The following is a 13298-nucleotide window of genomic DNA, read 5'->3' as shown; positions in this document are numbered from 1 at the left end:
TCCGCTATTGCTGCGCGAGCGACGCGAGGTCCCAGCGCGGCTTCACCGTGAACGCGTAGTCCCGCGTGGCTTGCTCGGGCCAGCGCGCGAGGCGCAGCGCACCCGCGAGCGCGATCATCGCGCCGTTGTCGGTGCACAGTGAAAGATCGGGGTAATGGACTTCGAAGCCGCGCTTTTGCGCCGCGGCCGAAAGCGTTTCGCGTAGCTGCTTGTTCGCGCCCACACCGCCTGCGACCACGAGGCGCTTCATTTGCGTGCGCTTGAGCGCGGCGATCGATTTGGCGGCGAGCACCTCGACGGCAGCATCGACGAAACCGCGCGCGATGTCGGCCTTGCCTTGCTCGCAGATGTTCGTGCCGAGCTTCTTCACCTGCGTAAGCACGGCGGTCTTCAGGCCGCTGAAGCTGAAATCGAGGTCGCCCGAATGCAGCATCGGACGCGGCAGCTCGACGGCGCCTGGCGTGCCGAACTCGGCGAGGCGCGAGACTTCCGGCCCGCCCGGATAGCCGAGGCCGAGCAGCTTGGCGGTCTTGTCGAAGGCTTCGCCCGCGGCGTCGTCGAGCGTTTCGCCGAGCGTCTCGTAGACGCCCACGTCGGTCACGCGCATGAGCTGCGTGTGGCCGCCCGAGACGAGCAGCGCGACGAAGGGGAAGGGTGGCGGCGCGTCGACGAGCAGCGGCGAGAGCAGATGCCCTTCGAGATGGTGGATGCCGACGGTCGGTCGGTTCCACGCCATGGCGAGCGCGTTGGCGATGCTCGCGCCTACCAGCAGCGCGCCGGCGAGCCCCGGCCCCTGGGTGAACGCGATGGCGTCGATGTCGCTGCGCGCCGCGCCGCTTTTCGCGAGCACTTCCTCGAGCAGCGGCAGCGCGCGGCGGATATGGTCGCGCGACGCGAGCTCGGGCACGACGCCGCCGTACTCGCGGTGCATGGCGATCTGCGAATGCAGCGCGTGGGCGAGCAGGCCGCGCTCGCTGTCGTAGAGCGCGAGGCCGGTTTCGTCGCAGGAGCTTTCGATGCCGAGAACAAGCATGGTATGGCGGGCGGCGGCCCTGCCGGGACACGGCTGTCCGGGCGAAAACCGTCGCTAGATCAAAGTGATAGGCAAGTCTAAAAGTATAGCAGTGCGGGCACGACCCGTTTGACGGCATCCGGCGCGCGGGCGCACTCTCTTGCCGCCGCTTCGGCGCCGCCGGGGCGCCATCGCCGCGTCCGGCGCGGGTAGAATGCGCGCCATGGAATCTTTCGACATCGCCGTGATCGGCGCAGGCGCGGCCGGCATGATGTGCGCGGCGGTAGCCGGCCAACAGGGCCGCCGCGTGGCGCTGATCGATCACGCCCCGCGCCTTGCGGAAAAAATCCGCATCTCGGGCGGTGGACGCTGCAACTTCACGAATCTGCATGCGAGCCCCGCTAACTATCTCTCGAACAACCCGAATTTTTGCCGCTCGGCGCTTGCGCGCTATACGCCGCGCGACTTCCTCGCGCTGCTGCGCCAGCATCGTGTGACGTGGCACGAGAAGCACAAGGGCCAGCTCTTTTGCGACCAGTCGAGCGAGGCGATCATCGACGTGCTGCGCGCCGAATGCGATGCCGGCAGTGTGGCGTGGCGGCGTCCGCTGCCCGTCGAGGCGGTGAGCCATGCCGACGGCGCGGGCTTCACGCTCGGCACGCCGCAGGGCGAGATTCGCGCGAAAGCGCTGGTGATTGCCACGGGCGGGTTGTCGATTCCGAAGATCGGCGCCACCGATTTCGCCTACCGCGTTGCGAAGCAGTTCGGCCACAAGCTCGTCGATATGCGCCCCGCGCTGGTGCCGCTCACGTTCGCGCCGCAGGACTGGGCGCCCTACGTGTCGCTCGCGGGCGTCTCGCTCGAAGTGCACGTGGCAACCGGCGAGCGCAAGAGCGCCGGGGCTTTCGACGAGGATCTGCTGTTCACGCACCGGGGTCTTTCCGGCCCCGGCGTGCTGCAGATTTCGAGCTACTGGCAGCCAGGGCAGCCCATTCGCGTGAATCTGCTACCCGAGCGATCCGCAAGCGATGCGCTGATCGAGGCGAAGGGCGCGACGAAGCGCCAGATCGGCAATCTGCTGGCCGAGTGGGTGCCGACGCGTCTCGCGCATGCCTGGCTCGAGGCGCATCAGGTGCCGCACGAGGCGCGGCTTGCCGATCTGCCCGACAAGACGTTGCGCCGCATCGGCGAGGGACTTGTGCAATGGTCGCTCACACCAACCGGCACCGAGGGTTACAAGAAGGCCGAGGTGACGCGCGGCGGCGTGGACACGCGCGAGCTCTCCTCCGCGACGATGATGAGCCAGCGCGTGCCGGGCCTGTATTTCGTGGGCGAAGCGGTGGACGTGACGGGTTGGCTCGGCGGCTACAACTTCCAGTGGGCATGGGCTTCGGGGGTCGCCGCCGGCGAGGCTGCGGCGGAGTTCACGGCGGTGGCGGCCAGGGCCTGAAGCCCAATCGTATCGATCGGTTGCGATTTTGGGCTGGCCCGTCGCATCGAGTCTCGACGAGTTGATGCTCGTCATTGTTCGGCCGGCTGAGGAGGTTCACGCTCGAACATTGATCCATTGTGGAGAGGTGTGAAACGTGAATCAGCAAGCAGAGCAGGTGAAACAGGAGCCGGCGCAGCACGGTGTGCCGCTACGGCGGATCATGATTGCCGTCGACGACTCGAATGCTTCGAAGCAGGCGGTGCGGTTCGCTGCGCGCGTAGCGCCGCGCGACGCCGATGTGCGCATCGTCTGCGCCGCCGGGCAGCCGCGCTCCTGGCAGGCCGGCGGCGCCTACACCGCGGGCGATGCCTGGTTGAGGGAGTCGCTTGCCGCCGCGCGCCGCGAGTTGCGGCAGGAGGCCGAGAACACGCTCGAGCAGGCGGTGGCGGCGTTCGACGGACAAGTTGCCTCGGTTTCGGGGCATGTGCTCAATCTGACCGGCGAGTCCGGCGCGGTCGTGCACGCGCTGAGCGCGGCGGCCAGCGAATGGCGCGCCGACCTGCTGGTGGTCGGCGCCCGTCATCAAGGGCGCGTGAAACGCTGGGTCGACGGTTCGGTGTCGGCCGCGCTGGCCGTGTCGGCGCCTTGCCCGCTGCTGGTGGTGCCCGCGGAGTACGAGGCATGCGACGAGCCGCGCTTTACACGCATGCTGCTGGCGACGGACGGCAGCGAGGCTTCCACGCAGGCGATCGAGGCGGCCATGCGGCTCGTCGAGCCGCAGATTGCCTTACGCGCGATCTACGTGGTTGACCGCGGCAGCGTGACTGGCGGCCCGGTGGCCGCTCCGGGGCTGGAAGAGGCGCTCACCGGGCTCGGACGCAGGGCGCTCGCGGCAGCGCAAAAGCGACTCGAGCCGACGGGCTGCACCTGCGAAACGGCGCTCGTGGCGACCGGCCTCATGCGCGACGACATCGCCCACACGGTCCTGCGCGATGCGAACGAGTGGAACGCCGATCTCGTCGTCCTGGGCACGCACGGCCGCCGGGGCGTTGCGCGCTGGCTGCTCGGCAGCGTGGCCCAGCGCGCCGTCGAGGTCACGCATTTGCCGCTATTGCTGGTCGGGCCTTGCGAAGGCTGATTCGCCGGGGCTGGCCACACTCGCCGCCCGTATCCGGTTCTTGGGGCACACTGGGATTTCGCTTCACCAGAGGCTGCTTGACGGGCCATAAACGAAGCGGCGAGTGCGGGTGGAACAGGCCGCAAGGGTTCGGGTTTTCCTCCGAGGCGGCCTGCGATCCCCCGACATGGAACTGCTATACTTGATTCTCTTTACCTCACGATCCGTTATTGGAAAATGACGACCATCCGCGTAAAAGAAAACGAACCCTTTGAAGTGGCCATGCGCCGCTTCAAGCGCACGATCGAGAAGAATGGTCTCCTGACTGAGCTTCGTGCGCGCGAGTTTTACGAAAAGCCGACGGCTGAACGCAAGCGCAAGAAGGCTGCGGCGGTGAAGCGCCACTTCAAGCGCATACGCAGCCAGATGCTGCCGAAGAAAATGTACTGATTCCGACGTGCCATGGTGCAACCCCGTGGCACGCGAGCAGCCGGCACTGCCGCCGGCCAGTTCAGGGGTAACCCGGGCCGGACCGGCAACAAAGCCTGCGCTGTCTATTTGGTGTGGCCGCAGCCGTATCGAACCCGCACCTGCCCGCCTGGAAACGTTTCCAGGCGGGTTTTTGCATTCTTGTGATGTTTCGGTGCGAGGGTTTGGCGTATAGGTGAGCGCGGTGGCCGCGCTGCCCGGGGGTTCTCCCGGGGATTGTGCAACCCCAACGCATTTCAGGTGAGTAATGAGTCTCAAAGACCGGATCAACGACGACATGAAGGCTGCGATGCGCGCGCGCGAAAGCGAACGCCTCGCCACGATTCGTCTGCTGCTCGCCGCCATCAAGCAACGTGAAGTCGACGAGCGCGTGACGCTCGACGACGCCGGCATCACGGCGGTCGTCGACAAGATGATCAAGCAGCGCAAGGACTCGATCAGCCAGTTCGACGCGGCAGGCCGTGCGGACCTCGTCGAGAAGGAAAACGCCGAGCTGCAAATCCTGTCCGCCTATATGCCGGAGCAGTTGTCGGAGGCGGAAATCGCCGCCGAAGTGCAGGCGGCGGTCGCTCAGGTGGGCGCGAGCGGTCCGCAGGACATGGGCAAGGTGATGGGCGTGCTCAAGCCCAAGCTGGCGGGACGTGCCGACATGACGGCGGTGTCCGGGCTCGTCAAGGCCGCGCTCGCGAAGTGAGGGCCGCGCCTCGCGCGGCGCCGGCTGTTGCCGTGCGTCGTTGCGAGGTTTGCCGCAGGCCGCGCGAATGCGCGCGCCCAGCCCCTGTTACCCGAGCGACCGAGCCCTGATGATTCCGCATTCGTTCCTGCAGGATCTGCTCAACCGCGTCGATATCGTCGACGTGGTGGGGCGCTACGTGCAGCTCAAGAAGGGCGGCGCGAATTTCATGGGCCTCTGCCCGTTTCACAACGAAAAGAGCCCTTCCTTTACCGTTAGTCCAACGAAGCAGTTCTATCACTGCTTCGGCTGTGGCGCGCATGGCACGGCCATCGGCTTTCTGATGGAGCATGCGGGCCTCACGTTTCCCGAGGCCGTCAACGAGCTCGCGCAGTCGGTCGGCCTCAGCGTGCCCCAGGAACCGTCGCCAATGCGTGGCGGCGCCTATGGCGGCAGTGGAGGGGGCGCGAGCGGCGGGGCAGGCGGCTACGCGCCAGGTGTCTCGAAGGCCGTCTCCATTGCGCTCTCGGACCTCATGCAGACGGCTTGCGACTATTACCGCAAGCAGCTGCGCAGCGCACCGAACGCCATCCAGTACCTGAAAAAGCGCGGCCTCACCGGCGAAGTCGCGGCCCGTTTCGGCCTCGGTTACGCGCCCGATGGATGGCAGAACCTCGAATCCGCGTTTACCGATTATCGCGACGACGCGCTGGTCGAAGCCGGCCTCGTTATCGTCAGTGAAAAGCAGGATGTGCAGGGCCAGGCGCGCCGCTACGACCGTTTCCGCGACCGCGTCATGTTCCCCATCCGCAACGTGAAGGGGCAGGTGATCGGCTTTGGCGGGCGCGTGCTCGACGGCGGCGAGCCCAAGTATTTGAATTCCCCGGAAACGCCGCTATTTAACAAGGGCAGCGAACTGTACGGGCTGTTCGAGGCGCGTCTGGCGATTCGCGAACAGCACTACGTGCTGGTGGTCGAGGGGTATATGGACGTGGTGGCGCTCGCGCAACTCGGATTCCAGAACGCGGTGGCGACGCTGGGCACCGCGTGCACGCCCATCCACGTGCAAAAGTTGATGCGCCAGACCGACACGGTGATCTTCAGCTTCGACGGCGACGCGGCGGGCCGTCGCGCGGCGCGGCGTGCGCTAGATGCGTGCCTGCCCCATGCGGCGGACAACCGCACGATCCGCTTCCTGTTCCTGCCCTCGGAGCACGACCCGGACAGCTATGTGCGCGAGTACGGCGCCGAGGCGTTCAAGGAGCAGGTCGACCGGGCCATGCCGCTCTCGCAGTTCATGCTGAACGAAGTGCTGGTGGGCAAGGAACTCGACCAGCCCGAAGGGCGCGCCCGCGCGCTGTTCGATGCGAAGCCGCTGTTGCAGGCGCTACCGGCGAATGCGCTGCGCGCCCAGATCATGCACATGTTCGCCGACCGCCTCGACGTGCCGTTCGAGGAAGTCGCGGCGCTCTGCGAGGTCGACGCCCGCATTGCCCAGGCGGCGCGCCAGGCGCCCGCGCGCAAGGACCGGCACCTCGTGACCGGAATCGAGCGCAAGGCGCTGCGCAACCTGGTGATGCATCCGCGCATCGTGGCGCAACTCGACGAAGAGGCCGAGCAGGCGCTCATCGGGCTCACGCGGCACGGCGAACTGTTCGAGGAGGTGACCACGCACGCGCGTGCACTGGGAGACGCAGCCGAATTCCAGTTGCTTTCGGACCTGTTGCGAAACGGTGCGAACGCCCCCACCTTCGAGGAGATTTTTCGCGAAATTCTGGACTATGATGAAAACGTCCGGGATTTGCTGATGAAAAATCCAGAAGATGGCGCCGTGCTGGAGGAGCGCCGCGAGCAGGAGCGGCTCGTGGGCGAGGAGATGGCGGCGGCGATCCTGAAAATGCGCTTCGACGCCTGCAGCGGGCGGCTGGACGTGCTTTCGCGGCAGTCGCGCCACACGCCCGAGGAGCTAGCCGAATATGTGAAACTGAATCAGACGCGGGCTGACATGAAACGTCAGCTCGGGCTGTAGAGGAGGAACGCGCGCGGGCGATTGTTACCCTGCGTGCTACAATAAAAGGTTTTCAGCGGTTTGTTTTTGTTGTTTGTTTTGTTTTTTCCGGACGGTTTCCAGCAAGGGCGGAATGGCAATGGCAAAGACTACAGGCGGAAAAAAGGCGACAGGCAAGGGTTCGACGGATTCGACCAGCAAGGTCACAAAGACCCAAGATGCACCATCCGCCAGTTCGCGCCGCAAGGCGGCGAGCGCCAGTCATGAAGTTCCCGCTGTCCGGAAGAAAGCAATGGCTGCTTCGGCCGCGCGAGCGGCGCCAGCACGCGCGGCGAAAGCCTCTACGCATCCGGCAACGAAGCGGTCCGGTGGTCCGAGTAGTGCAAGGCAAGTGCCTGCCGTTGCGGACGATGCGGCAGAGCGCGAGGCTCCAGTATCCACGGTTCAAGAGGCTGATGTCCAACAGCCGCGAGTCGAGACTACAGCCGGTACGGCGAACTCCATGACGAAAAAGCTGAATGAAGTGTCCGTCGATGACGACGCAAACCAGAGCGAGGAAAGCACGCCCACCGCGGGCAAGGGTGAGAAAACCACCCGTGCGCGCGACCGGCGAGCGAAGGAAAAGGCGCTGCTGAAAGACGCATTCGCGTCATCGCAGCCCGGCACCGTCGAGGAACTCGAGGAGCGGCGCAACAAGCTGCGCGCGCTCATCAAGCTTGGCAAGGAGCGCGGCTACCTCACCTACGCCGAAATCAACGATCACCTCCCCGACAACTTCACCGAGACCGAGGCGATCGAAGGCATCATCAGCACGTTCAACGACATGGGCGTGGCCGTCTACGAGCAGGCCCCCGATGCCGAAACGCTGCTTCTGAACGACAACGCGCCCAATGCTTCTTCGGACGACGAAGTAGAGGAAGAAGCCGAGGTCGCGCTCTCCACCGTCGACTCCGAATTCGGCCGCACGACCGACCCGGTGCGCATGTACATGCGTGAAATGGGCACGGTCGAGCTGCTCACGCGCGAAGGCGAAATCGAAATCGCCAAGCGCATCGAAGACGGCCTCATGCACATGGTGATGGCAATTTCCGCTTGCCCGACCACCATCGCCGACATTCTCTCCATGGCCGAGCGCGTCGCGAACGACGAGAGCCGCGTGGACGAGCTCGTTGACGGCCTGATCGATCCGAACGCCGAGGACACCGACGGCTTCAATGCGAAGGAAGCCGAAGAGATCGAGAACGAGACGGAAGACGACGAAGAAGAGGAAGAGGAAGAAGAGGAAGAAGAAGAGGACGACGGCACGGCTCAGGCCACGGCCAACGCGGCACAGCTCGAAGCGCTCAAGCGGGCCTCGCTCGAGAAGTTTTCGCTCATCAGCGAGTGGTTCGACAAGATGCGCCGTGCGTTCGAGAAGGAGGGCTACAAGTCGAAGTCCTACCTCAAGGCGCAGGAAACGATCCAGAACGAGCTGATGTCGATCCGCTTCACCGCGCGTACCGTCGAGCGGCTGTGCGACACGTTGCGCGCGCAAGTGGATGAAGTGCGTCAGGTCGAGCGCCAGATCCTGCACACGGTCGTGGACAAGTGCGGCATGCCGCGCTCGGAGTTCATCGCGCGCTTCCCAGGCAATGAAACCGACCTCGAATGGGCCGACAAGATCGTGGCCGAGAATCACGCGTACAGCGCGATCCTCTCGCGCAACATTCCGGCCATCCGCGAGCAGCAGCAGCGCCTGCTGGATTTGCAGGCGCGCGTAGTGCTGCCGCTGAAGGACCTGAAGGAAACCAACCGCCAGATGGCGGCGGGCGAGTTGAAGGCGCGCCAGGCCAAGCGTGAGATGACCGAGGCGAACCTGCGTCTGGTGATCTCGATTGCGAAGAAGTACACGAATCGCGGTTTGCAGTTCCTCGACCTCATCCAGGAAGGCAACATCGGCCTGATGAAGGCGGTAGACAAGTTCGAATATCGGCGCGGCTACAAGTTCTCGACCTACGCAACGTGGTGGATTCGCCAGGCCATCACGCGCTCGATTGCGGACCAGGCGCGCACGATCCGCATTCCGGTTCACATGATCGAGACGATCAACAAGATGAACCGTATTTCGCGGCAGATCCTGCAGGAAACCGGCCTCGAACCGGATCCGGCCACGCTCGCCGAGAAGATGGAAATGCCGGAGGACAAGATCCGCAAGATCATGAAGATCGCGAAGGAGCCGATCTCCATGGAAACGCCGATCGGCGACGATGACGATTCGCATCTGGGCGACTTCATCGAGGACAACAACACGGTCGCGCCCGCGGACGCTGCGTTGCATGCCTCGATGCGCGACGTGGTGAAGGACGTGCTCGACTCGCTCACGCCGCGCGAGGCGAAGGTGCTGCGCATGCGCTTCGGCATCGAGATGAGCACGGACCACACGCTCGAAGAGGTCGGCAAGCAGTTCGACGTCACGCGCGAGCGGATTCGTCAGATCGAGGCGAAGGCGCTGCGCAAGCTGCGTCACCCGAGCCGCTCGGACAAGCTCAAGTCGTTCCTGGAAGGGAACTGATGCTTGTTTGAGAGGTGAGGATGGTCAGGCCGGAGCGGTTCGTGTAGTATGTCGGCCTGCCGTCGAAAAGCCCGGCCTCTGTGTAGACCGGGCTTTTTTGTTGACTTCCCCTCGTTGTAGCTTCGTGGGCCGGACGCCGTGTTGGTTGCAGGCAGCGGACTCATAATCCGCCGGAGAAATCCCGTCGTCGGTTCGAACCCGACCCGGCCCACCAAGGGTTTCAGCGGTTTTTGCACCCTTGACTTTTCCGCAAAAACTGGAGTTTTCCGCAAAAATACTGTGCCGCTGATAGCGCTATGCTTTCGATAGTCAAACACAATCACATCGACGAGTCGGTTGATTTATCATTTCGACAGTGATGTTGCGATTGCTTTTCGGCGTCCGCAGTCCTTGTGAATCTAGCGTAAGTACATTGAAGCGGAGGTGTGATATGGGTGGAGATGCTTCGTAATCGTTTCCCACGTACTGGAACTTCGTAGGGGCGCCATCGGCGCCCTTATTGTTTTCATACCAATTAAAACGCAATCAAGAGTGTATGTGGCAGCTGATTGGCAACATGGCCTCGTTGGCGGGGATAGCAGGCATAAGTTTAAGTAGTTTGCTCGATCAGAAGTGGATGGAGTGGGTGGCTCTAACTGCATTCCTATGCACAATGGGTTACGCCGCGTGGCTTATTCGCAAGGCATTCGATCGGCTTTCCAAACAACACTACCCACACGGCTACCTTCCTCTCTCGGCCTTGGTTAGGTTTTCGACGCCCGATGGCGGCCGCGTCACGTACGAAATATTTCGTCACATACAAGTAAAGACTGCTTATCAAAAGACGTTCATCCACCGTTTCTTTTGGTCTGGATCAAAGGATCCAGTTATCAAGTCTGAGCTTCAATCAGTATCTGCGATTCGGTCGTTGCCCGGTGAGACAACGAAAGAGGTCACGTTGACCTTTCCCCGGGTGCGCATGTTCAACGACGTTGAAGTCCTGCATATGCGCATGGAAATCGATGATTCCGATCAGAAGTCGTCGCCTTTTCTGAGCATGAAGGTTGAGCAACCGTTGCGCCTACTCAATTTTCGGGTGGAGTTGCTGCATGCGACTAAGACCCAGAATGGTAAGGCTGCAACGATTACTCGCCGCTCACTACTGAAGCCAACTGCTTCCGTTGAGGATCTGGGGACGGTCAATTTTGACGCCGTCACGCGATCATACAGCTACCAACTGTGCGACCCCGACCCGGGCTGGGAGTACACAATTGAGTGGGTGAAGCCCAACAAGCGAAGTGGCGGAAGACCGTAGCCGAAGAAGTGTGTTACCTCCCTGCGACTGCAATCGATATGCTGGGTGCCAGCCTATCGCGTGGGCCCCACCTTTTCCCCTCGCCTTTTCCGCACGTAGTGCTCGGTCATCGTTAGTGATTTGTGGCCCAGTTGCCGCTGTGCCTGGCGAATATCGCCCGACGAATCCGTCTTATCCGTGCCAGCCTTCGCGCGAAGATCGCGGAACTGGAAATCACCGACCGGGACACCCGCGCGCGCCCGTGCCGCGCTGAATCTCTTCTGCAGGGTACCGAGCGTCATCCGCTCGCCCTTCTCGTTGATGACGAGTGCCGTGCTCACCACCTTGAGCCCGACTTTCCGCGCTCGAATCCGGTCGATGACATCCTTCAGCTCGCCCACCACCTCGATGCGCAGCTTCTGCCCGGTCTTACCCTGGCCGATGGCTATGAAGCCATCACGAATGTCCCGCTCGTCATAGCTGAGTGTGTCCTGCGGGCGCTGGCCGGCAAGATAGGCGAGGTCCATTGCATCTCGCGTCGGCTGGTCTGCGCAGGCATACACGCGCTGGAACACGTCATCCTCGACGTAGACGTCGCGCCCACTCTCCGAGTTTTTGCGCACGCCCGCGCACGGGTTCGGCGCGCTCGTCAGCCCGATCTCCCGGGCGTGGTTGAAGATATGGCTGAACAGCGCAATCTCCCGGTTTGCGCGTACGTGCCCGGCGTTCTGCGGCACTTGCTGCCCCTTCTTCCTGAACCAGTCGACGGCAACCTCGTGGCGCCAGCGCATGTACTGCTTCACGTGCTGCGGCTCGATGTCCTCGAGCGGCGCAGAGTCGACGAACACCTTGCGAAGGAAGGCGAGCTCCTTTTCGTTGTCGATCTGCGTGCGCGGCGCTTTAAGGGGGAACACGTCGCGCAGATATGCGGTCACCGCGGCGCCGAAAGTTGCAACCGCCTCGCGCGGCGTCTGGTCCTGCTCGATCTCAGCCCACCGGCTTACGGCCTTTATGTAGTCCGTACCAAGTGACTCTTCACGCCGGGGCTTGCCGCCCCAGTCGTAGAAGTAGTATGTGATCTTGCCGCGGCGCCGCGCGCGCATGCGGCGCGGCAAGTGGAGATTCACCGTTGGTCTTCTGCCCATTCGTCACCCCGATACCGAGAAATTTGGTTGCCACTTTTGGCGCGGTTGCTCGGTGGCGCGCTGTCCCTCGATCGCGGCACGCGCAATGATCGGGCGCCCCCGGGCATTGGTCCAAAACGGGATCCCCGACGTGCGCAACCATGCGACTTGAAGTTGCTCTCGCGTCTTGCCGGCGCGACCGACGCGCACGCCCGTGAGCTCACAGACCTCTTCAGGCGTCAGGAACATCGATGCGATCATCAGCTTCCCTCCTGTTGGTGCACGTCTATGGGTGCGCGGTTACCTTCCGCTCTCCAAGGGATAAGCTGCGTTTCGTAGCTAAGCATGAGCGGGTGTTTCGGATCGCCACCCTTCGTCAATCCGAACGTCACGACGGGCTTGCCACTCGCGCTCAGCGCAGCTAGCACGGCATCGAAGCGATTGCGCAGGTGGGCCGGCACCTTGCCACGGTCGCCCCAGCACGGCACCAGGATGTCCGCCTCGGCGATGATCTCCGCGAGGTAGCGGTCATTCTCGGGGCCGACAGCCTGCACGGTAGAGAGCGCGCGGACATCGGTGGCGCGATACGCGAACGCGTTGCCGACAATGAATCGGGTCGCGCCCCAGCGCTTGCCAAAGCCGCGCCACTTACGCACGGTGGCATCGTCGATCGACGCATTGGCGGTGCTAGGGTTGACGCCGAAGTAGGCGAACACGAGAGAGCCGTTCACGGGCCGATCGCGCGGCACCTCGCGGTCGAGGCGATAGCGGTACTGGCCGCACTGGCTGATGATTGCGCTCATGCTTCACCTCCCGCGCGATCGGCGCCCGCCGCCCACACCGGCGCAGCCATTTCCCACGCCTTCTGAAAAAAGGAAGCTACAGAGAACCAGTAGGTAACGAGCATGAGATCAGCGAGCATCGGAGCCTCCTGAGCGTTCGATGCGCTCTATCTCGGCGAGGATCATCGTGCCGGTCCTCATGAGGTTGCGGCGCTTCGTGATCGACCTTTCTCCAGATTCAGCACACGACCAGTAGGGAGGTTTGCGCGATTTTGTATTGACTGCCATTGTTGCTCCAATTTGATTCGCGTTCCTGAGGGAGCGCAAGTCGACCTTTGCCGTTCTTCATCCGTTTCAGGTGAAAGTACGGTTAGCAGGGGCGCAACAATGCATCCGCGATCTGCCGGGCAGAAGCCGCGGATGATGGCGGGTTTTTATTGACTCGCCGATTATCGGTGGTAGTCTGGTAGTGAGCGTCTTGTGTGGCCCGCTCGAAAGCGGGCCGGTTGGTTAAAGGTTGAAGTACGCCTTGAGGGCGTACACCAATGATGCCGCGAAATAAATCGACGACATCGCCCAGCACAACACGGCGCCCATGTATGGCTCCTTGCGGGGAGTTATAGGAAGCGCGGCCCATCTTCCGGCTGGACACTGAGAGATGGGTCGCGCTTTGTTTCAGCGGCTGAAAATCGTTGCGCCTTGAATTCATCCTAATCCTTTTCCATTTTTTTTTCATACAGAAACCGCGCCAGATTGAATTTTCAAACTCGCGTTCTTGACATTCCGACGCGCACCATCTAGCCCGAGTCTCCGGGTGTACGTTGTCCGCAACGCCGC

The 13298-nt window shown here is 63.0% G+C and carries 14 protein-coding genes and 1 tRNA gene; 8 read left to right on the top strand and 7 right to left on the bottom strand.

The genetic code is table 11. From position 1 onward, the window contains the following. Positions 1-4 precede the first annotated feature (4 nt). Complete coding sequence (tsaD, locus tag P5W99_RS24730; RefSeq protein WP_421025953.1) at positions 5-1033, bottom strand: tRNA (adenosine(37)-N6)-threonylcarbamoyltransferase complex transferase subunit TsaD; 1029 nt, start codon at positions 1031-1033, stop codon at positions 5-7. A 202-nt stretch (positions 1034-1235) separates the two neighbouring features. Between tsaD and P5W99_RS24725 the strand changes: the two genes are divergently transcribed. The 5 genes from P5W99_RS24725 (at position 1236) to dnaG (ending at position 6752) form a co-directional block, all read left to right on the top strand. After that, positions 1236-2462 (top strand): NAD(P)/FAD-dependent oxidoreductase, encoded by a 1227-nt coding sequence (locus tag P5W99_RS24725; protein WP_421025952.1) that lies wholly within the window; start codon positions 1236-1238, stop codon positions 2460-2462. A gap of 136 nt (positions 2463-2598) precedes the next feature. After that, the gene (locus P5W99_RS24720) at positions 2599-3582 is read left to right on the top strand and encodes a universal stress protein (RefSeq protein ID WP_421025951.1); all 984 of its coding nucleotides are present in this window, start codon (positions 2599-2601) and stop codon (positions 3580-3582) included. 216 nt (positions 3583-3798) lie between these two features. Continuing rightward, a complete protein-coding gene (rpsU, locus tag P5W99_RS24715; RefSeq protein ID WP_035531398.1) occupies positions 3799-4011 on the top strand; it encodes a 30S ribosomal protein S21 in 213 nt (70 codons plus the stop codon). Between the two features lie 286 nt (positions 4012-4297). Further along, positions 4298-4744 carry a GatB/YqeY domain-containing protein gene (locus P5W99_RS24710; RefSeq protein WP_413188047.1) on the top strand — a complete coding sequence of 149 codons (447 nt, stop codon included), beginning with the start codon at positions 4298-4300 and terminating at the stop codon, positions 4742-4744. Positions 4745-4853: 109 nt separating this feature from the next. Continuing rightward, positions 4854-6752 carry a DNA primase gene (gene dnaG / locus P5W99_RS24705; protein ID WP_421025950.1) on the top strand — a complete coding sequence of 633 codons (1899 nt, stop codon included), beginning with the start codon at positions 4854-4856 and terminating at the stop codon, positions 6750-6752. Between the two features lie 36 nt (positions 6753-6788). Here the strand turns inward: dnaG and P5W99_RS24700 are convergent, their stop codons facing one another. Further along, positions 6789-6977, bottom strand: coding sequence for a hypothetical protein (locus P5W99_RS24700; RefSeq protein ID WP_421025949.1), 189 nt, complete (start codon positions 6975-6977; stop codon positions 6789-6791). A 46-nt stretch (positions 6978-7023) separates the two neighbouring features. On the opposite strand from P5W99_RS24700, the gene rpoD reads away from it, so the two are divergent. The 3 genes from rpoD (at position 7024) to P5W99_RS24685 (ending at position 10576) form a co-directional block, all read left to right on the top strand. Next, on the top strand, positions 7024-9282 hold the full coding sequence (gene rpoD, locus P5W99_RS24695) for an RNA polymerase sigma factor RpoD (RefSeq protein WP_421025948.1): 2259 nt from the start codon (positions 7024-7026) through the stop codon (positions 9280-9282). Between the two features lie 126 nt (positions 9283-9408). Then, positions 9409-9496 (top strand) — tRNA-Ile (locus P5W99_RS24690). 321 nt (positions 9497-9817) lie between these two features. After that, positions 9818-10576, top strand: coding sequence for a hypothetical protein (locus P5W99_RS24685; RefSeq protein WP_434663558.1), 759 nt, complete (start codon positions 9818-9820; stop codon positions 10574-10576). Between the two features lie 53 nt (positions 10577-10629). Here the strand turns inward: P5W99_RS24685 and P5W99_RS24680 are convergent, their stop codons facing one another. The 5 genes from P5W99_RS24680 to P5W99_RS24660 form a co-directional block, all read right to left on the bottom strand. After that, positions 10630-11682: a tyrosine-type recombinase/integrase gene (locus tag P5W99_RS24680; protein WP_434663555.1), complete on the bottom strand. Its 1053-nt coding sequence runs from the start codon at positions 11680-11682 to the stop codon at positions 10630-10632. Between the two features lie 21 nt (positions 11683-11703). Then, on the bottom strand, positions 11704-11940 hold the full coding sequence (locus P5W99_RS24675) for a DUF4224 domain-containing protein (protein ID WP_434663552.1): 237 nt from the start codon (positions 11938-11940) through the stop codon (positions 11704-11706). Continuing rightward, a complete protein-coding gene (locus tag P5W99_RS24670) occupies positions 11940-12482 on the bottom strand; it encodes a DUF1643 domain-containing protein (protein WP_434663549.1) in 543 nt (180 codons plus the stop codon). Before P5W99_RS24670 ends, P5W99_RS24675 begins: the two co-directional genes overlap by 1 nt. Next, complete coding sequence (locus P5W99_RS24665) at positions 12479-12601, bottom strand: hypothetical protein (RefSeq protein WP_434663546.1); 123 nt, start codon at positions 12599-12601, stop codon at positions 12479-12481. Before P5W99_RS24665 ends, P5W99_RS24670 begins: the two co-directional genes overlap by 4 nt. Before the next feature lie 230 nt (positions 12602-12831). Further along, positions 12832-13197 carry a hypothetical protein gene (locus tag P5W99_RS24660; protein ID WP_434663544.1) on the bottom strand — a complete coding sequence of 122 codons (366 nt, stop codon included), beginning with the start codon at positions 13195-13197 and terminating at the stop codon, positions 12832-12834. Between the last annotated feature and the right edge of the window lie 101 nt (positions 13198-13298).

It is taken from the genome of Paraburkholderia sp. A3BS-1L (assembly GCF_051125215.1).
In the GTDB taxonomy this organism is placed as follows: domain Bacteria; phylum Pseudomonadota; class Gammaproteobacteria; order Burkholderiales; family Burkholderiaceae; genus Paraburkholderia.
The sequence above is the reverse complement of the archived record's forward strand: the minus strand, read 5'-3'. Positions and strand labels throughout refer to the sequence as shown.

Bases quoted from the DNA above. Each gene is read 5' to 3' on its own strand.
- tsaD (WP_421025953.1), bottom strand. From the start codon at position 1,033: ATGCTTGTTCTCGGCATCGAAAGCTCCTGCGACGAAACCGGCCTCGCG.
- P5W99_RS24725 (WP_421025952.1), top strand. From the start codon at position 1,236: ATGGAATCTTTCGACATCGCCGTGATCGGCGCAGGCGCGGCCGGCATG.
- rpsU (WP_035531398.1), top strand. From the start codon at position 3,799: ATGACGACCATCCGCGTAAAAGAAAACGAACCCTTTGAAGTGGCCATG.
- P5W99_RS24710 (WP_413188047.1), top strand. From the start codon at position 4,298: ATGAGTCTCAAAGACCGGATCAACGACGACATGAAGGCTGCGATGCGC.
- dnaG (WP_421025950.1), top strand. From the start codon at position 4,854: ATGATTCCGCATTCGTTCCTGCAGGATCTGCTCAACCGCGTCGATATC.
- rpoD (WP_421025948.1), top strand. From the start codon at position 7,024: ATGGCTGCTTCGGCCGCGCGAGCGGCGCCAGCACGCGCGGCGAAAGCC.
- P5W99_RS24685 (WP_434663558.1), top strand. From the start codon at position 9,818: ATGTGGCAGCTGATTGGCAACATGGCCTCGTTGGCGGGGATAGCAGGC.
- P5W99_RS24675 (WP_434663552.1), bottom strand. From the start codon at position 11,940: ATGATCGCATCGATGTTCCTGACGCCTGAAGAGGTCTGTGAGCTCACG.
- P5W99_RS24670 (WP_434663549.1), bottom strand. From the start codon at position 12,482: ATGAGCGCAATCATCAGCCAGTGCGGCCAGTACCGCTATCGCCTCGAC.
- P5W99_RS24665 (WP_434663546.1), bottom strand. From the start codon at position 12,601: ATGCTCGCTGATCTCATGCTCGTTACCTACTGGTTCTCTGTAGCTTCC.
- P5W99_RS24660 (WP_434663544.1), bottom strand. From the start codon at position 13,197: ATGAAAAAAAAATGGAAAAGGATTAGGATGAATTCAAGGCGCAACGAT.